This window comes from Deltaproteobacteria bacterium (assembly GCA_016235345.1).
In the GTDB taxonomy this organism is placed as follows: domain Bacteria; phylum Desulfobacterota; class Desulfobacteria; order Desulfobacterales; family Desulfatibacillaceae; genus JACRLG01.
In genome coordinates this window covers 317,418-335,791 of sequence record JACRLG010000002.1, presented here as the reverse complement: position 1 = coordinate 335,791, position 18,374 = coordinate 317,418, and the positions used below count along the sequence as shown (strand labels likewise).

Genomic DNA, 18,374 nt, shown 5'->3' with positions numbered 1-18,374 from the left:
TTCCCCCTTCCCTACCAACGGGGCCAGGGGGGCTGAGAGAGATGAGATGCAAGGCGCGCGAGCGAGCGGGGAGTGAGCGTACGCTTTTGTACGTGACCGAGCCGCGAGGCGATGCCTGACGCAGCAGTTCGCGCCCTCAGCCCCCCTGGCGGCCGTAGTCGTCGGAGAGTCGGATGATATCATCTTCGCCGAGGTAGGGTCCGGTCTGAACCTCAATTATTTCCAAGGGTATGCTCCCCGGATTTTCCAGTCGGTGGACGGTTCCCAGGGGGATGTAGACGGATTCGTCCTCTTTGAGGATCAGGGATTCGTCTCCCCGCGTGACCACGCCGGTTCCCTTCACCACCACCCAGTGTTCGGCGCGGTGGAAGTGTTTCTGGAGTGAGAGGCGCGCGCCGGGGTTGACGGTGATGATTTTGACCTGGAAGCGGAGCCCCTCCTCCATGCTTTCGTAGGAGCCCCAGGGCCGGTAGACCTTGCGGTGGCTGGCGGCCTCCCGGCGGCTTTTGGAGCGGAGCGAGGTGACTATGTGGCGCACGTCCTGGACCCTGTGGCGGGGGGCGATGAGGACCGCGTCAGCGGTTTCTACGGCCACCAGGTCGGTTACGCCCACTGCGGCCAGCATCCGGTCTTCGGCGTAGAGGAAGGAGTCTTTTACGTCGTGGATGAAGATGTCTCCGCTTGTGACGTTGCCGTTTGAGTCCTTGGGGCCGATGCGCCACATGGCCTCCCAGGAGCCAAGGTCGCTCCAGCCCATGTCAACGGGAACCAGCGCGCCTTTTTCGGCCTTTTCCATGACCGCGTAGTCGATGCTGATGGACGGGCTCTGGCAGAATGAGGCGGGGTCCAGGCGGAAGAAATCGAGGTCCTTCGTGCCATTTTCGATGGAGGACTCGCAGGCGGCGAGGATTTCCGGGGCGTTTTTTTCGATTTCGGCAAGGACCGTTTTCGCCCTGAACATGAAGATTCCGGCGTTCCAGAAAAAGTCGCCGGAATCGATGAATCTGCGGGCGGTTTCAAGGTCCGGCTTTTCCACGAAGGAGAGAAGCTCAAAGCATTCTTCCGGGCCGTCTTTTATGGCGGGGCCTTTTTTCAGGTAGCCGTAGCCGGTTTCGGGCGAATCGGGGATGATGCCGAAGGTCACCATGCGGCTTGAAGACGCCAGGGCCACGGCTTTTTGGAGGGCCGCGTGGAAGGCTTTAACGTCCCCCACGTGGTGGTCTGCGGGAAGGACCAGGAGGACGGGGTCGTCGTCGGGGTTGCGCCTTTTTGCCCAGAGCGCTCCCACGGCGACAGCGCCTGCGGTGTTGCGGCCTTCGGGCTCAAGTATTATGGCTGCGGGGCTTTTGCCCATCACCCTGAACTGTTCGGCCACGAAGAAGCGGTGGCTCTCATTGGCCACCACTATAGGGGCCTCCATGCCCGGATAGTCCGCGAGGCGTGCGACGGTGGCCTGGAGCATGGTGTTGTCCCCGAAAAGGGAGAGCACCTGCTTGGGGTAGAGGTCGCGGGAGATGGGCCACAGGCGCGTTCCCGAACCGCCTGCCAGGATTATGGGTATTATGGTCACGGCCTGATCCTGTTTTGGGTATCGGTTTTTCCCGGAAAAGCCGGGCTGATTAAGCCGCAGGGCGATGGCTGCTGCAGCGCCCGCCGGGCCTGGCCGGGGTTTTTCAAGGGTCTCGTCGAACGTGTTTCCTTACAACAAGCCCGTCAAAAACGCCACGAAAGAAATTTCAGGGGCGGGTTTGAAATTCATTACGAAAAAAAATCGAGCCAAATATTCCGATATGTAAAAAAATCGGCAATGACGACTTGTTTTATGTTATTTTTTAGCTGATTGTAAAATTGGATTCATTTTTGCGGGCAACCCATTTTCAAGGAGGGGGCATGAAGATGTCGAGTGCTGCATCAAAAATCATTACGGCGCTTTTTGTATTGATGGCGTTTTGCGGCGGGATGGCGCTGGGCGCTGAGCAGCGCCAGGCTGCGGTGGTTTTCAAGTTCGCCACCCAGGCCCCAAAGGGGATGGGATACGCCAACGCGTTCAAGGACATTTTCATGCCCGCCATGGACCAGGCCACGGAAAAGACGGTTTTCTGGAAGGTCTACTGGGGCGGTATAATGGGCAACGACGACGACTACGTGCGCAAGATGGCCATAGGCCAGCTCCAGGGCGGCGGGCTGACGCTGGTGGGCACCAACATGATAAGCCCGGAATATTCGGTTCTGGCCCTTCCCTTCCTGTTCAACGATTATGAGGAGGTGGATTTCGTAAGGGACAGGATGCACGACACCTTCGACTCCTTTTTCATGAAAAAGGGCTTCAAGCTCCTGATGTGGATAGACCAGGATTTCGACCTCATCTACTCCACCAAGTGGAAGTTCGACAGCCTGGAGGATTATCGCAGGGCCAAGCTCCTTACCTGGTCCGGCCCCATAGAGGAGGCCTGGATGAAGGCCCTTGGCGCTAGCCCCATAGTGCTTGGAATCGTCGAATCCCCCTCGGCCATAAGGAGCGGGATCGCGGATTCCAACATCACCACCGGCATCTGGCAGGTGGGCACCCAGGTCTTCACAACGTCCAAGTACGTCAGCACCATGAAGATCAGGTACACCCCCGCATCAATGGTTCTCACCAAAAAGGCCTGGGAATCGATACCGGAGCATTATCGGGACAGGATCACCGCAACCCGCGCCCGCACCCTGGACCGCTTCAACACGGCGAGCCGCAAGGAGGCCAAGGCTTACTACGACAGCATGATCAAATACGGCGTGACGCCGGTGACGCCCAGCTCCGAAGTGAGGGCCGAAATACGCCGCCGCTGCATAAGCGTCTGGCCCAGGTTCACGGGCAAGCTCTTTCCCAAGTCTCTTTTGGACGAGATCATGGACAACCTGGAATCCTACCGCAAGGGAGGCAAGGGCCGGGTGAAGAAGGAGGTCGTGGAGGCCCCGCCCGTGAAGCCTGTGGAGACTGCTGCGGTTGAGAAGAAGGCGGCGCCTGCTGAAAAGCCTGTTGCGGCGGCGCCCATAAAGGCCCAGCCGAGCCCGGCAAGTCCAAAGCCCGAAGCAAAGGCCCAGCCGAGCCCCTTCACTCCCAAGCCGGAGGCCGCCTTCACGGTGACGAAGGAAACCATAAGGGCGGTGCAGGAGAAGCTGGCCGCCATGGGGCTTTACACCAAGAAGATCGACGGTATTTCCGGGCCCGGAACCCGCAAGGCCGTGAGGGCCTACCAGGGCAGGAAGAGGATGCCCAGAACCGGGGCCATTGACGCGGAACTGTTGAAGAGCCTTGGCGTGAAGTAGTCTCGCGCTTTCCGCCCAGGCCGCTCGGCCTGGGCGGAATCATCCGGCGCATTGAATGAAAAAGCCGCCCCCTACCCGACGGGAAGGGGGCGGCTTTTTTAACAGCCTGCCTAAAAACGCGAACTGCTGCGTCAGGCTTCACGGCTCGGTCCGCCACGTACGAAAAGTACGCTTGCTCCCGCGCCGTTCGCCTTCCTTGCATTTCATCGTTTTTATTCAGGCTTCACATCGGGCCTATTTTAACAGGCTGTTAACGAAACCCGCCTTATGGCGGGTTTTCATCAATAGTCGTCGTAATCCTCATCAGACGCTGCTGCGTCCTTCTTTTTCTTTTCGGGGGCGTCGGTGATCATGGCCTCGGTGGTGAGCATGAGGCCCGCCACGGAAACCGCGTTCTGGAGAGCCGAGCGCACCACCTTGGCGGGATCGATGATGCCCGCTTCCACGAGGTTTTCAAACTCGCAGGTGTCTGCGTTGAAACCGAAGTCATCCTTACCCTCAAGCACCCTGTTCAAAATCACCGAGCCGTCCAGCCCGGCGTTCTCGCATATGCGCTTGATGGGGGCCGTCATGGCAAGTTTCAACACGTTGACTCCATCGGCTTCCTCGCCTTCGAGCTTCAACTTCGAAAGAGCCGCAAGGCAGCGCACCAGGGCAACTCCGCCGCCGGGGACCACGCCTTCCTCCACTGCGGCCTTGGTGGCGTTAAGGGCGTCTTCGACGCGGGCCTTCTTTTCCTTCATCTCCACTTCGGTGGCGGCTCCCATGCGGATGACGGCCACGCCGCCAGCCAGCTTGGCAAGGCGCTCCTGGAGCTTTTCCCGGTCGTAGTCCGAGGTGGTTTCGGCTATCTGGGTGCGGAGCTGGCGGATGCGGGACTCAAGGTCGGCCTTTTTCCCCGCGCCGTCCACTATGGTGGTCTTGTCCTTGTCAATGCGTACGCTCTTGGCCCGGCCCATGTCGTCAAGGGTGATGGTTTCGAGCTTCACGCCCAAATCCTGGCTTATCAGCTGGCCGCCGGTGAGAACGGCCAAATCTTCCAGCATGGCCTTGCGGCGGTCGCCGAAACCGGGGGCCTTCACAGCGGCGGCCTTCAAGGTTCCGCGCAGCTTGTTCACTACCAGGGCTGCCAAGGCCTCGCCGTCAACGTCCTCGGCGATTATGAGAAGCGGACGGGCGGCCTTTGCCACGGCTTCCAGAACCGGCAGGAACTCTCTGAGAGAGCTTACCTTCTTGTCGTAAAGAAGGATGTAGGGATCTTCCAGCACTGTTTCCATCTTCACGGTGTCGGTGACGAAATAGGGCGAGATGAAGCCTCGATCAAACTGCATGCCTTCAACGAAATCAAGCACCGTGTCCATGCTCTTGGCTTCTTCCACGGTGATGACGCCTTCCTTGCCCACCTTGTCCATGGCTTCGGAGATGATCTCGCCGATCAGCTTGTCGTTGTTGGCCGAAACCATTGCGACCTGGGCGATCTCCTTCTTGCCGGAAACGGGCTTGGCTATGCCTTTAAGGGCCGCCACCGCAGCCGCACAGGCCTTGTCCATGCCGCGCTTTAAAGGCATGGGGGCCACGCCGGACGCCACGCGCTTCAAGCCCTCGCGGTAGATGGCGCGGGCCAGGACCGTGGCTGTGGTGGTGCCGTCGCCCGCGATGTCGCTGGTCTTGGAGGCGACCTCGCGCACCATGCGCGCGCCCATGTTCTGGAGCTTGTTTTCGAGGTCGATTTCCTTGGCCACGGAAACGCCGTCCTTGGTGACAGTGGGCGCGCCGTAGCTCTTTTCCATGATGACGTTGCGGCCCTTGGGGCCAAGTGTCACCTCGACGCAGTCCGCCAGGGCGTTGACGCCCTTTAAAATCTGCTGGCGGGCCGCCATTCCGTAGGCAATGCTTTTGGCTGACATGTTATTTCTCCTGATCGTTATATTTTTGACGGGCAGGTTTTAAGCTGCGTCCGGCATGATGCTTTTCGTATTACAGCGCCTTCACCAGAATGTCGCTCTCTTTGAGGATCACGTGCTCCTCGCCTTCCACCTTGATCTCGGTTCCGGCGTAGCGGGAGTAGATTACAGTGTCTCCGGGAGCCACTTCCATGGGAAGCCTTACGCCCTTGTCGCCAAGGCGTCCGGGGCCTACGGCGACAACAACGCCCTTACGGGGCTTTTCCTTGGCAGAGTCGGGTATGAAAAGCCCGCCTGCGGTCTTGGTTTCGGCTTCTTCCCTCTTGATGAGAACCTGGTCGTTCAACGGCTTGAAATTCATGGCGAAGTCCTTTTTTACCGCAGAAAATTGCGGTGTTGAAATGTTGACAGGCGATTGCTGCGAAAAAAAATCGAAAAACCGCCAGAGCGGTTTCAAGTGCGCATTAAGCGGCTTATCCTCAGTGACTAAAAATTGACATGGTTTTTCATTTGTCAATGCCCGGAGCCGGGGAAGCCCGAACCTTTTTTAAACCTTTTTGAAATAGAGCCGGTTGACGGCTTTCACATTCCTGCCCTGGGGCATGGGGCCTTCCATATTCCAATAGCCGTGGTTTTGTGTTATCGTTCGATTGTTGGAGGACCGCCTCCTTCGGACGGAAGCGGCAAAACCGGTCAAACAGCGAGGAACCGTGGAACATCAGTATCTGATAGACGAGTTTTCCATCAAGGAGTCCTGGCGGCTTTTCCGCATAATGGGCGAGTTCGTGGACGGGGTGGAGGCCATGCACCAGGTGGGGCCTGCGGTGTCCATTTTCGGCTCGGCCCGCATGAGCCCGGACGATCCCAACTACGCCCTGGCGGAGGAAATAGCCCGTCTGTGCGTGAAAGAGGGCTTCGCGGTAATCACGGGCGGCGGCGGGGGCGTGATGGAGGCGGCCAACAAGGGCGCGGCCCAGGCCGGTGGAAAGTCCGTGGGGCTAAACATCAAGCTGCCTTTCGAGCAGAAGCCCAACCCCTACGCCAACGTGCAGCTTGAGTTCAAATACTTCTTCATCCGCAAGGTGATGTTCGTGAAATACGCCCTGGCCTACATAGTCCTGCCGGGCGGTTTCGGCACCCTGGATGAGCTTTTCGAGGCGGTGACCTTAATACAGACCAAGAGGATCAGGCCCTTTCCGGTAATCCTGGTGGGATCGGAGCACTGGAACGGGCTCGTCAACTGGATAAGGAAGAACCTTCTGGGCAGCGGCAGGATATCTCCCAAGGATATGGACATCATTCACGTGATGGACGAGCCTGAAAAGATAGTCCAACTGCTTACCCAAAGGATAATTCTGTGATTTGCCGCCGTGGCGGACGGCATGGCCGTTCGGGCGAAGGCGAGGCCGGGCGCTTTTTGTGACAAAAGAATCAAAGGAAATCTTCATTGGGTAACGACGTAATACTGGACGACGCGGCAGAGGCCCTGTTCCGTGAACTGGGCGGCACCGACTCGTCAAAAACCGGTTCAGGCTACCAGGCCACGGGCCTTTCCGAGGTCTTGAACGCCCACGACCGCCGCCTGGACCCGTATCGGGCTCTTCTGGTGACCTTTGCCCAGCTTCTTGCCGAATTTTTCTCGGCCTGGAAGACCGGAGATGTCCGCCGGGTGGAGGAGGCCAGGGAAGAGCTTCATCTTGTATGCGAGAAACTCAACAAGATGCCCGGCCACGACGGGCGCATACTCATAAGGCACCAGGGCCGGGGCATAGCCGGAGAGGGCCGGGCATCGGCGGAATACGACACAGTCATCCTTTTTGCCGGGCTTACGCTGGATCTTTTCCAGGTCAGGGCCGCATCCAGGCGCATAGGGGTAACGGCCTCCGATTTTCCGGGAATTTTCGTCTCGGCCATGAATTCCCTGGCAAGCCTTGGAATAATAAACATCTATTTCAGGCTGGATTTTTCCGATCCCGCCTACTGGGACAGAGTGACGGCGTCCCTCACGGCCATTGGCGCTCACCTGAAACTCGTGGCCGTAACCGAGGCAAGCGCGGCCCGCAACGTCAAACGCAGCACGGATCCGAACTTCATACTTGACGAAAACGGCGCGCCCGACCCCAACCTGGAAGCGCTGGCCATAGTGAACAAGCAGAAAAAGGAGGCTGTGGCCGGTCTGATTCCAAAGATTGCTGCGGTTTTGGACAAACCCGGAGAAACCGGGCAGATCGCCGAGTGCACGGATTCGTATGAGGCGGTATTCGCCTTCAAAAAGCTCAGGGAGGCCCTGGTGCGGCCCCCTGTGGAGATAAACGTCGTAAAATGGTTCATCTGCGCCCATGATTCCGAGATGGCCCTTGCGGAGGAGGTCAGAACGGCCCGGGCCGCAAGCCGGCTTTTCGGCAAATCCTCTCCCAAAACCGCCAGGGTTCTGGACGCGCTTTACGCCCCGGATTTCCGTTACCAGAACCCGTTTCTGATCATGGACCGCATGGCGATGGTGTCCGAGCTTCTTTTGTACATGGAAAACAGCGAGTTGTTTGCGGATTTGTGCGGACACGTTCTGGACATAATGGAACTCCGGCTGGACATGGCGGCAGATTCCGTGCTCTCCCAGGTCTGCCTTTCGGACGGCCGGATTGAAACCCGCATCGACGACGGGGACGTGAGCATACCCATCCATACCGCTTTGGCCGGAATCCTGAGCTTTTTCTGCAACCGGGTTTCCGTAAAGGCCAAGGTCAAGGCCATGATCAAGGATCCCGTGGTTTTCGGCCCCGACGACTATAAGGTCATCGCCGAGGATTTCGCCATCACATCAGTCGCTGCGGAAGAACTCATCGGCCTTCTGCGCGGCTGCTTCGACCCGGGCGGACATTTTTTGAGAGGGGCCTTTGAAAAGCGCATCCCGCTTTTTTCCGAGCACAAGGAAAAGGTTTTCGAGTTTCTGTGGCATTTTTTGAAGGAGCACATGCACAGGCAGGAGCGCATAGGCTTCCTGAACTCCCTGAAAGTCCTCATAGACAGCATGCAGGGGCCGGGGCTCGCCCTCTACACCCTTCTCACGGATTTCGTCCACGACCCGGAAACCATCACCTTCTCCGACCGCAACGCCCTGATGCTGGCCAACGTGCTTCTGCGCAAGTTCAACAAGGAGCTTCACCAGGACATCGAAATGACCCCGGAGGAGGTCCTGAACGTGGTGACCGGCCTTGACCGGGACGCCGTGGAGTTTGCCCAGGACCTGATCGACAAGGACCGGGAGCGCTTCTTCCTCAAGTTCCGCCACATTCACGCCACCTTGCGGGAGGCCCTGGACGACAACCCCAGGATCACCGTGCCGCTTCGCTATCTCCTCACCCTGGAGCGCGAGGTTTACATGCTTTTCGCCCTGGTGGGCGGCGTAACCGGGCAGGCCGTACTGCGAAGCGGCCTTTCCGAGTATGGCGACCCGGAATTCGGCATCTACGAGATGGTTCACAGCGCCCAGGAGATGCCCTGGCTGCTGCAAATTTTGAACGTGATCGTTCGGGCCCTGGGAAGGGTGGGGGACGCCTCGGACGGGGTCCTGCTGCACGAAATACGGCCCCGCATGACCAGGCTCATCAACATGAGCCAGGAACAGCGCCACAGGGACCAGGTAAGAAGGCTCATGAAATGGGTGGATGAAAGCGGCATAAAGATTAAAAAGCGCGGGGGATGATGGCCAATTCACCGGAAATGCGAAACGGGCGCGAAGCGCGGCTCACGTGGCGAGAGGCCGTAATGGGGCTCTGCCTGGTTTTCTGCGTGCTGGCCCTTTACCGGCCGGTGCTCGATAACGGCTTCATCAGCTTCGACGATCCGCTCTACGTAACGGAAAACCCGCATACAACGGGCCTCAATGGGGAAAACATCAGGGCCGCCTTTGACCAGTTCCGGGCGGGTTACTGGATACCCGTAACCTGGCTTTGCTACATGGCCGATTTTTCGCTGTGGGGCGACGGCCCGCGCGGATTCCACTTCACCAACGTAATGCTCCACGCGGCGAACACCCTTCTCTTGTTTCTGGTGTTCTTCCGGCTCACGGCCAGCGTCTGGCGCTCCTTTCTGGTTGCCGCGCTTTTTGCCGCGCATCCCTTAAACGTCGAATCCGTGGCATGGGTTTCCGAGCGCAAGGGTCTTTTGTGCGCGTTTTTTTCCTTCGCCTCCTTTCTGGCCTACGATTCCTACGTCCGGAAACCGGGCGTCCTCCGATATGCCCTGGTTTTTCTCGCCTCAATCCTTGCCATGATGTCGAAGCCCGTGGCGGTGGTGCTTCCGGTGCTTTTTCTGATCCTCGACTTCTGGCCCCTTGGACGCTTTTCCAGGCAGGATGGCAGGGCCGGGCGGCTGGTGCTTGAAAAAGCCCCGGTTTTCGCGCTCTCCCTTGTAATCGGCGTTATCACGGTCATCGCCCATGCGGCCTTCGGGGCCCTGAAAAGCGATCTTTCCCTCTCGATCCGGGTCCAGAACGCCTTCATAAGCTACGCCCTTTATCTCAAAAAATTCGTCTGGCCGGTGGACCTTGCGGTTTTCTACCCGCATCCTGCGGGCGGAATATCGATGATAACTGCGGCCTCCTGCGCCCTTCTTCTTCTCGCGGCCACCCTCGTCTTTTTTCAGGTTTCAGCAAAAAGGCCCCAGGTTCTGGCTGGCTGGCTGTGGTTTCTTATCGCCCTTTTTCCGGCCATCGGCCTTGCCCAGGCGGGCGGGCAGGCAATGGCGGACCGCTTCGCCTACATCCCTCTGATCGGGGTGTTTTTCGCCGTCTCGTTTTCGCTTCCCGACGCCTCACGGGGCCTAAAACGCCTTGTTCCGGTGATCTGCGCCTCGGCCCTTGTTTTCTTCGCCGCCGCCACGGTGAGGCAGGTTTCCTACTGGGAAAGCCCAACGGCCCTTTTCGGGCGCGCGGCGGAGGTCACCACCGACAACTACTACGCGGAAAACCGCCTGGGCCTGGCTCTTTCTGAAAAGGGCGAAACCGGCGAGGCCACGGCGCACTTTCAGAAGGCTGCGGCCTTGAAGCCCGGATACGCGGCGGCCCGCAACAACCTTGCCGGAACCTACATGGCAAACGGCGAGTTCGACCGGGCTGCGGACGAATTAAAGGCCCTCCTGAAAATAAACCCCGAAGGCGCGACTCCCGAAATTTACAACAACCTTGGGGCCGCGCTGGCCCAGGCCGCAGACTACGACGAGGCCGCCGTCTGGTTCGGCAAGGCCGCGAAGCTCGCCCCGAAGGACGTCCGCATCCGCTACAACCTGGCCAACACGCTCTTCCTGGCAAGCCGGATCCCCGAAGCCGAGAGCGAACTGAAAGCCGTGCTGGCCCTCGACCCCGCCCACAAAATGGCCAGGGAAAGATTGCAGCAGATAACAGATGGGAAGCAGAGATGATGATGCGGTTTGTTTGATGGCCATATTACACGACTATGCCGCTCAATATGAAATTAGCGATATGTCGAAAATCCAAAAGATTGTTCGTATATGCAGAGAGAATAAAACATGGCAAAAAAACTTTTTTTAATTACAGTATTAATTTTTAGCATTTTTGTAATTGGATGTAAGGAAAAACAATATTCAAAATTGTATTTTATTGATTTTAATTTATATGTTTGGAGCTATATGAAATGTTCATTAAATAATAATTATTATAATTATATTGACACAGAACTACGAGGCGATTTTATTATTAAATTTGAAAATGGAATGATAATATCATCTAAAGATAAGAAAGTATTTTTTTGTGGAAATAGAATTGCGGTAGAGAAAGACTATAGGAATATTGCAATCGATGATGAAGGTGTTCATTATTATGCATTTATACGAATATTTAAATAATTAATTGCCAAATAACTTTGGATGGGAGACAGAAAATGATATGATATAAAAATTTACTGTAATTAATATTAATGAAAAAAAATGAAAAATGTATTATATCGTGGATATATGTTTTGACTATACAAAGAATAGGCCAACTGTGAATAATAAAATTAAAAGATTGATAATTTTTATTTTTTAATTATAATTGGTACGAATGGAGATACGTATTTGAATATAAATAATGATTATTCAATGTTATATTTCAATCGCTATAATTTAACGATTAGTACTTATATGAAATGTTCAATAAATAACAGTGCATTAAACTATTATAAAAATGATTTACAATGTAACGTTATAATAGTGTTCGATAATGGAATGATTTTAACATGTAGGGATAATAATTTAATCTTTTATAATTATAAAAGCAAAATTAAAGTTAATAAAAACGAACTGAATATATATATTGATGATGAAGGTATGCATTATCACTCATCTGTAAAATGGGAAGGATAATCTGTATCCGATAGCTTGGTCTTGTGAGCTTTCCGCTTGCCAAATATTCAAATGAGTACGCATGTGCAAATTGTATCCATCCCCATTGACACCGGCCCTTTTCCCGCCTATTTTCTGATTCATGAATGTGAACGGCTGAAACTTTCGGAGAATATTGATGAATCCCTATAATGCCCAGGGGCAGAGGCCTCAGAATCAATCATCCTTCAAGGAACTGGACGCAACCAGCCTTTACTGCCCGCGCTGCCGCCAGGCCGGGCCGGTGCGCAAAAGGCTCCTCCTGGTGCTTCCCCAGGGCGAGGAGTACGAATACCTCTGCGCCCGCTGCGGAACCTCGGTGGGAATGAAAATCGACAACTCCGCCCAAAACGACCGCCTGATTTATTGACGAAAGCCCCTCTGTTTGATAACTGTTTGCGGATAGCTTTTTTTCGACGCCTGACCGGCCTTCCTCGACTTCCGTACAGACCGGAAATTTTTTTGGCGCTTGAAGTTCAAATAGAACCCGGATGGAACAATGCCCGGAAAAACCATATTCGCAAAAATTCTCGCCGCGCACGGGGTGGAGACCCTCCCCGAACCCGGCCAGCCCTTAGCGATTCCAATAGACCAGACCTTGACCCAGGACGCCACCGGCACCATGGCCTTCGCCCAGTTCGAGGCCCTGGGAACCCCAAGGGTAAAGACCGCGCTTTCGGTATCCTACGTTGACCACAACACCCTGCAGACCGGCTTCGCCAACGCCGACGACCACCGCTTTCTGCGCACGGCGGCGGCGAAATTCGGGGCCGTGTTCTCCGCCCCCGGAAACGGAATCTGCCACCAGGTGCACCTTGAGGAATTCGCAAAGCCGGGCCTCACCCTTCTGGGCTCGGACAGCCACACCGCAACTGCGGGCGGCATGGGGATGCTGGCCATAGGCGCAGGCGGCCTTGACGTGGCCCTTGCCATGGCCGGGGAGCCCTTCACCGCGCCCATGCCCAAAATAGTGGCGGTTCGCCTTACGGGCAGGCTCTCCCCCTGGGTGGCGGCCAAGGACGTGATCCTTGAAATTCTGCGCCGCCTTTCCGTAAAAGGCGGGGTGGGCAGGGTCTTCGAGTATTGCGGCCCCGGAGTGGAAACCCTTTCGGTTCCCGAACGGGCCACCATCACCAACATGGGGGCCGAGCTTGGGGCCACGTCGTCCATTTTTCCGAGCGATGAAAACACGCTGGCCTTCCTGGAAAGCCAGGGGCGGGGCGCTGATTTTTCGCCCCTTTCCGCAGACCCGGACGCGGTTTACGACGAGGAGATGACGCTCGCCCTGGATGAGGTCGTCCCCCTGGCCGCCCGGCCCCATTCCCCGGACAACGTGGCCCCGGTCTCGGAGCTTTCGGGGATGAAGGTGGATCAGGTGATGCTAGGCTCCTGCACCAACTCCTCCTACAAGGACCTGGCAACGGCGGCCCTGATGCTTGCGGGCAAAAGGGTCCATCCCGATCTCAGCCTCGTGGTGGCCCCCGGCTCCCGAAGGGTGCTCCTGGCCCTTGTTCAAAGCGGTCTTCTGGCCCATTTCATTACAGCCGGGGCGAGGATTCTGGAATGCGCCTGCGGCCCCTGCATAGGAACCGGCCAAGCCCCGCCAAGCAGGGGAATCTCCCTTCGCACCATAAACCGCAATTTTTCCGGCAGAAGCGGAACCGCGGACGCGGGCGTTTATCTGGTGAGCCCGGAAACCGCTGCGGCCTCGGCCATAACGGGGGTTTTCACCGACCCGCGCACTCTGGGTGAGGCCCCGAAAGTGGCCATGCCGGAAAGATTCGCCTCAGACGACGCGCTTCTTCTTTCCCCGCCGGGCGAGTGCGACGGGGTCGAGATTCTGCGCGGGCCGAACATAAAGCCGCTGCCCCTGGGACGCGCGGTGGAAGACGGCCTGGCGGGCGAGGTTCTCATGATCTGCGGGGACAACATAAGCACGGACGACATAATGCCAGCCGGAACCCGCATCCTCCAGTTCCGCTCCAACATTCCGGCCATTTCGGAATACGTTTTTTCCAGGCTGGACCAAGGCTTCGCCAAAAGGGCGAAGGAGGCGGGCGGGGGCTTTATAGTGGCGGGCGAAAACTACGGCCAGGGCTCCAGCAGGGAGCACGCGGCCCTGGCTCCGCTGTATCTCGGCATTCGGGCGGTAATCGCCATGTCCTTCGCCCGAATACACAGGGCCAACCTCATAAATTTCGGCATTCTGCCCCTGGTTTTCGAAGACCCCTCCGAAAAGGAAAAAATCGGCCAGGGCGACCGCCTTGTCATACCGGAGGCCCGCGCCGGCCTCCTTTCAAAAAATTTTCTTCTCGTATATAATGAGACGCGCGACCGGAATTTCACGGTACTCCTCGATCTCAACGAAAACGAACGCCAGGCCGCCGCAGCAGGCGGCCGCCTCAACTGGTACAGGCAGAGGGCGGAAGGGCTGTCCTGCCCAGCGCCCGAAACGATATTGGCATGATTTCTCAATAACATTTTTACACGGGCGGGTTTCCCGCAACGGAAAGGGATCGGCGACATGCTTAGCTTCATGCGCAAGCACGCCACATCGTGGGCCATCAAGATAATTCTGGGTTCCATCGTTCTGGTTTTCGTTTTCTGGGGCATGGGCAATTTCGCGCAGGACGATAAGGATTTTGTCGCCACGGTGAACGGCGAGAGAATCACCACGGCCCAGTTTGAACAGGGCCTGAAAAACCTGCGCAACTATTACCAGAACCAGTTCAAGGACAAGTTCAACGAGCTGGAAAAGCAGCTCGATCTTGAGACCAAGACCGTGGACCAGCTCGTGGAAGCCAGGCTCTGGACCCAGGCGGCCACAAGGCTCGGCTTTTCGGTTACGGACGACGAGCTGAGGAAGGAAATAAGCGGGCTTCCCTGGTTCTCGGCCACGGGCGGGTTTTCCGAGGAGCGCTACAAGGAAATTCTGCGCAACATGGGCTACGGACGGGGCCAGTTCGAGGAAAACATAAGGGAGACCCTTTTGCGGCAGAAGCTCCAGGATTTCGCATCCTCGGCGGCCACCGTGAGCGAAAGCGAGATACTGGCCCGCTATAATTCGGACGGACGCCGGATAGCGGTGGACTGGGTGGCCTTCGAGCCCTCCCATTACACCCCCGCCGCATCCTCCGAAAAGGAGGCCAGGAAGTATTTCGAGGACCACGAGGACGATTACCGCACCGAGCCCGTCATGAAGGCCGCCGTGCTGGCCTTTCAGCCCGGAGCCTTTGCGGGCAGGGTGGACGTGCCCGCAGACGACATAGCAGCCTATTACGAGGAAAAGGCATCCGAGTTCGACGCCCCCAAGCAGGTGTCGGCAAGGCACATCCTCATCAAGACCGATCCCAACGCCGCAAAGGAGGTTGACGAGGCCGCGCGCCTGAAGGCCCTGGAACTTGAAAAGCGCGTTCGGTCAGGCGAGGATTTCGCGGAGCTGGCCAAGGCCAATTCGGACTGCCCGTCCAAGGAAAGGGGCGGCGATCTCGGCTTCTTCGATCAGAAGACCATGACCAAGGCCTTTGCGGACAAGGCCTTTTCCATGAAGCCCGGCGAGATCAGCGGGCCGGTGAAGACCGAGTTCGGCTGGCACATCATAAAGCTGGAACAGGTCAAAGAGGGCCACAAGATGAGCCTTGAGGAGGCCTCCGGCCAGATAAGGGCGAGGCTTGCCATGGAAGACGCCGACGAGCTGGCCTTCCAGGAGGCCCAGAAGGCCGAGAGCGCCACCCTTGGCGTTGACAGCCTGGAGGAGGCCGCCAAAAAACTCGGCATGACCGTCATCACCACCGATTATTTCACGAAACAGGGGCCTGCCGGGATGCCCAACGGCGCGGCCTTCGCGGACGCCGCCTTTGAACTGGAAAAGGGCGATTTTTCAGAGACCATCCAGGTTCCGGGCGCATATTACGTGATCCAGGTCCTTGACAAGAAAAAAAGCGCCATACCGGCTTTCGAGGCCGTCAAGGATCGCGTAATGGCCGATCTGGCCAAAAAAAAGGCAGGGGATATGGCCCGGCAGGCGGCTGTGAAGTTCATAGCGGCGACGGCTTCCGGCAAGAGCTTCGCGGAGCTTGCGCCCCTTTACGGCCTTGGCGTGAAGTCTTCGGAGCCTTTCTCGCGCGGTCAGTCCATTCCGGGCATGGCGCCGGACGAGGGCGTCACACGCGAGGTCTTCATGCTTTCAAAGGCCGCGCCCTTTTCTTCAAAACCGGTTCCGGGCAAGGTCGGCTTCATGGTCTTCGCGCTCAAGAAAGAGGAACTGCCGGATCCAAAAGGGCTTGCCGCGAAAAGGGACGAGCTTGTCACCACCCTTATCAGGCAGAAGCAGGCGCGGATACTGGAAGCCTACACCAAGGGCTTAAAGGCCAAGGCGGTGGTGGAGTACGCGCCCGAATTCGAACCCAAGCCGGATGCGCCCGCCCCGGAGGCCTGACGGGGTTTCCGGGAAGAGAGGCCAGGGGCGGTTAAGACAGGAAAAGACACAGAGCGGGAGACCCTTTAAAGGTCACCCTTCAAGGAGGCGGCCATGAAAAAAGACCCAACCCAGGAACACACCAGGATCAAGGTGGTTCCCATAATGACCAAGCGTTGCCCGTTCTGCTCCACCGTCCTGGCCCTTTCGGAGAAGCAGTGCCACTCCTGCAAGCGCAAGGTGGGCGATCCCAACAAGGACGGAGTGGCCAAGGTTCCGGGAGTGTGGAAGACCTACGCCAGCTTCGTTGTCGCCTTTATCATCATGGTTACTTACTTCATGTACGCTCAGGATATCATTAAGGCCGTAAAGGCCATTTTCGGATGATCTGGGGATTTCGCCGGGGCTTGAGACCCCGGCCGGATCCGGCCCGCCCGTGGCGGGAAAGGGCCCTGGCCTTTGTTTTGGGGCTCCTTCTTGCCTTTTGGGCGACCGCCGCCTTTAGCCAGCCGGGTTTCGGGGGCGAAGACCTTCCGGCCCGGAAGGCCGGGCCGGAAAAAAAGGCCCCCACGGTAAGGCTGCCCGCCGTGGCGGGTTCCTATTATCCTCAGGATCCCGAAAAGCTCAAAGAGGCCATAGAGAACTTTCTGGGCAGTGCCGTGCGAAGGAAGGTTCCGGGCCGGATACGCGCCCTGGTGGCTCCCCACGCGGGCCACGTCTATTCCGGGCCCGTGGCCGGGTCGGCCTATGCCGCGCTTTCGGAAAAATACCCGCAGGTGATGATCCTTGCGGCCAGCCATTACGCACGCTACTACGGGGTTTCCATAAGCGACCGGGACGCCCTTCGCACCCCTTTGGGCGACATCCCGGTTTCGCCAGTCGCAAGGGCCTTGAAGGCCCTGCCCGGCTTCATCACCAACCAGGAGGCCGAAAGGCCGGAACATTCCCTGGAGGTCCAGCTTCCCTTTCTCCAGACGGTGCTGGGTGGGGATTTTTCCGTCATACCCCTCATCCTGGGCGAGGTGGACCCAAAGGTGCTGGCAAGGGCGCTTCTTCCCTTTGTCACGGAAGACACCCTTCTGGTGGCGTCCACCGACCTTTCCCATTACCTGCCATACGACCGGGCAAAAGGACTCGACGCCGCCTGCGCCGCCTCCATTGAAGGCCTCGACCCGGACGGAGTGGGCGAGTTTTCGGCCTGCGGAAGGCTGGCCGTGCTCACGGTCATGGAAATCGCCCGCATCAGGGGCTGGAAGGGCAGGCTCATTGATCTCAGGAATTCCGGCGACACCACCGGAAGAATGGACCGGGTGGTGGGCTACGCCGCCATAGCGTTTTATACGGATGGAACGGAGGAGAGAGAAGGCATGGAATCCAGCGTTTCCCAAGAAGACCGTTCGGCCCTCCTGGCCCTGGCCCGCACCGCAATCACCTCGCACCTGATAAGGGACGGGCGGGTCAAGCGCCCGGAAAATCCGTCCGCCGTGCTGAAACAGAAACGCGGCTGCTTCGTTACCCTCCATAAGGGTGGCCAGCTAAGGGGCTGCATAGGAACCATCGAGCCCGTTGTGGCCCTTTCCGACTGCGTGGAGCAAAACGCAATAAACGCGGCCTTTCATGACCCGCGCTTCCCGTCCCTCACTGCGGCGGAGCTCTCCGAGATAAGCATAGAGGTCTCGGTGCTTTCGGTTCCCAAGCCCCTCGAATTCTCCTCGCCCGAAGACCTTCTGAAAAAGCTCAAGCCGGGCGTCCACGGCGTGATCCTCACATCCGGGCACAGAAGGGCCACCTTCCTTCCCCAGGTGTGGGACCAGATAGTGAACGCGGAATCCTTCCTGATCCATCTGTGCGTAAAGGCGGGCTGCACCCCCAATTGCTGGAAATCCCCGGACATCAAAATAGAGACCTACGAAGCCGAATATTTTTCCGAGTGAAAAAACCGTAAGAACGGGGAGCCTTTAATCATGACACATGTTTACGTTCATCATCCCTTAAACGTTGAGGTCCGAAGCGTGTCTGGCGGCTACGTGCTGGACAGGGAGGAGATCGTCAGCGTTGCGGGAAGACAGGCCCTCTGCGTGGCCGGGGTGGGCGTGGTGGACACGGCCTGCTGCGGCATGGGCGGAAGCCGCTACGTGATGGTTCCGGGCTGGGTGGTGGAATGGCGCACCTGCACCGATGGCGAGGGGAACCCCGTGTCCCTTGTGGAGCGCGTAAGCGGCGAAGACGACCGGAAGGCAGTGGCCGGGGCGGCCCAGGCCCTTTTCGGCAACCTCACCGCGCCTGTCCAGTTTCTCTGATTCAGCCCCGGAGCCCGCCCGGTTCCGGGCGGCTTCCGTTCTCACCCGCCGTTCCCTTTCCGACAA

General features: G+C 57.6%; 14 protein-coding genes. 11 read left to right on the top strand and 3 right to left on the bottom strand.

The features are described from left to right. Positions 1–136 precede the first annotated feature (136 nt). Positions 137–1,564, bottom strand: a complete 1,428-nt coding sequence (locus tag HZB23_02195; GenBank protein MBI5843463.1) for a mannose-1-phosphate guanylyltransferase/mannose-6-phosphate isomerase — start codon at positions 1,562–1,564, stop codon at positions 137–139. A 326-nt stretch (positions 1,565–1,890) separates the two neighbouring features. On the opposite strand from HZB23_02195, the gene dctP reads away from it, so the two are divergent. Beyond that, positions 1,891–3,309, top strand: a complete 1,419-nt coding sequence (gene dctP, locus HZB23_02190; protein ID MBI5843462.1) for a TRAP transporter substrate-binding protein DctP — start codon at positions 1,891–1,893, stop codon at positions 3,307–3,309. A 281-nt stretch (positions 3,310–3,590) separates the two neighbouring features. Here the strand turns inward: dctP and groL are convergent, their stop codons facing one another. Both groL and HZB23_02180 read right to left on the bottom strand, forming a co-directional pair. Continuing rightward, positions 3,591–5,216, bottom strand: coding sequence for a chaperonin GroEL (gene groL, locus HZB23_02185; GenBank protein MBI5843461.1), 1,626 nt, complete (start codon positions 5,214–5,216; stop codon positions 3,591–3,593). A 70-nt stretch (positions 5,217–5,286) separates the two neighbouring features. Then, complete coding sequence (locus tag HZB23_02180; protein MBI5843460.1) at positions 5,287–5,574, bottom strand: co-chaperone GroES; 288 nt, start codon at positions 5,572–5,574, stop codon at positions 5,287–5,289. Positions 5,575–5,986: 412 nt separating this feature from the next. On the opposite strand from HZB23_02180, the gene HZB23_02175 reads away from it, so the two are divergent. The 10 genes from HZB23_02175 to HZB23_02130 all read left to right on the top strand — a co-directional run bounded on the left by HZB23_02175 (position 5,987) and on the right by HZB23_02130 (position 18,308). After that, on the top strand, positions 5,987–6,574 hold the full coding sequence (locus HZB23_02175) for a TIGR00730 family Rossman fold protein (GenBank protein MBI5843459.1): 588 nt from the start codon (positions 5,987–5,989) through the stop codon (positions 6,572–6,574). A gap of 86 nt (positions 6,575–6,660) precedes the next feature. After that, positions 6,661–8,916 carry a hypothetical protein gene (locus HZB23_02170; protein MBI5843458.1) on the top strand — a complete coding sequence of 752 codons (2,256 nt, stop codon included), beginning with the start codon at positions 6,661–6,663 and terminating at the stop codon, positions 8,914–8,916. Then, complete coding sequence (locus HZB23_02165; GenBank protein MBI5843457.1) at positions 8,913–10,631, top strand: tetratricopeptide repeat protein; 1,719 nt, start codon at positions 8,913–8,915, stop codon at positions 10,629–10,631. The genes HZB23_02170 and HZB23_02165 overlap by 4 nt, the downstream gene beginning before the upstream one ends. Positions 10,632–10,739: 108 nt before the next feature. Then, a complete protein-coding gene (locus HZB23_02160) occupies positions 10,740–11,075 on the top strand; it encodes a hypothetical protein (GenBank protein MBI5843456.1) in 336 nt (111 codons plus the stop codon). Between the two features lie 655 nt (positions 11,076–11,730). Next, positions 11,731–11,961, top strand: a complete 231-nt coding sequence (locus tag HZB23_02155; GenBank protein MBI5843455.1) for a cytoplasmic protein — start codon at positions 11,731–11,733, stop codon at positions 11,959–11,961. A gap of 129 nt (positions 11,962–12,090) precedes the next feature. Continuing rightward, positions 12,091–14,058: an aconitate hydratase gene (locus tag HZB23_02150; GenBank protein ID MBI5843454.1), complete on the top strand. Its 1,968-nt coding sequence runs from the start codon at positions 12,091–12,093 to the stop codon at positions 14,056–14,058. Between the two features lie 57 nt (positions 14,059–14,115). Continuing rightward, positions 14,116–16,029: a SurA N-terminal domain-containing protein gene (locus HZB23_02145; protein MBI5843453.1), complete on the top strand. Its 1,914-nt coding sequence runs from the start codon at positions 14,116–14,118 to the stop codon at positions 16,027–16,029. Positions 16,030–16,122: 93 nt separating this feature from the next. Next, the gene (locus HZB23_02140; GenBank protein ID MBI5843452.1) at positions 16,123–16,395 is read left to right on the top strand and encodes a hypothetical protein; all 273 of its coding nucleotides are present in this window, start codon (positions 16,123–16,125) and stop codon (positions 16,393–16,395) included. 20 nt (positions 16,396–16,415) lie between these two features. After that, positions 16,416–17,942, top strand: a complete 1,527-nt coding sequence (gene amrB / locus HZB23_02135; GenBank protein ID MBI5843451.1) for an AmmeMemoRadiSam system protein B — start codon at positions 16,416–16,418, stop codon at positions 17,940–17,942. Positions 17,943–17,972: 30 nt separating this feature from the next. Continuing rightward, entirely contained in the window at positions 17,973–18,308 is a 336-nt protein-coding gene (locus HZB23_02130) for a hypothetical protein (GenBank protein MBI5843450.1), read from the top strand. Positions 18,309–18,374 lie beyond the last annotated feature (66 nt).

What these genes read in the sequence shown, in the direction of transcription:
- dctP (MBI5843462.1), top strand. Translation starts at nt 1,891, where the DNA reads ATGAAGATGTCGAGTGCTGCATCAAAAATCATTACGGCGCTTTTTGTA.
- groL (MBI5843461.1), bottom strand. Translation starts at nt 5,216, where the DNA reads ATGTCAGCCAAAAGCATTGCCTACGGAATGGCGGCCCGCCAGCAGATT.
- HZB23_02180 (MBI5843460.1), bottom strand. Translation starts at nt 5,574, where the DNA reads ATGAATTTCAAGCCGTTGAACGACCAGGTTCTCATCAAGAGGGAAGAA.
- HZB23_02175 (MBI5843459.1), top strand. Translation starts at nt 5,987, where the DNA reads ATGGGCGAGTTCGTGGACGGGGTGGAGGCCATGCACCAGGTGGGGCCT.
- HZB23_02165 (MBI5843457.1), top strand. Translation starts at nt 8,913, where the DNA reads ATGATGGCCAATTCACCGGAAATGCGAAACGGGCGCGAAGCGCGGCTC.
- HZB23_02160 (MBI5843456.1), top strand. Translation starts at nt 10,740, where the DNA reads ATGGCAAAAAAACTTTTTTTAATTACAGTATTAATTTTTAGCATTTTT.
- HZB23_02155 (MBI5843455.1), top strand. Translation starts at nt 11,731, where the DNA reads ATGAATCCCTATAATGCCCAGGGGCAGAGGCCTCAGAATCAATCATCC.
- HZB23_02150 (MBI5843454.1), top strand. Translation starts at nt 12,091, where the DNA reads ATGCCCGGAAAAACCATATTCGCAAAAATTCTCGCCGCGCACGGGGTG.
- HZB23_02145 (MBI5843453.1), top strand. Translation starts at nt 14,116, where the DNA reads ATGCTTAGCTTCATGCGCAAGCACGCCACATCGTGGGCCATCAAGATA.
- HZB23_02140 (MBI5843452.1), top strand. Translation starts at nt 16,123, where the DNA reads ATGAAAAAAGACCCAACCCAGGAACACACCAGGATCAAGGTGGTTCCC.
- HZB23_02130 (MBI5843450.1), top strand. Translation starts at nt 17,973, where the DNA reads ATGACACATGTTTACGTTCATCATCCCTTAAACGTTGAGGTCCGAAGC.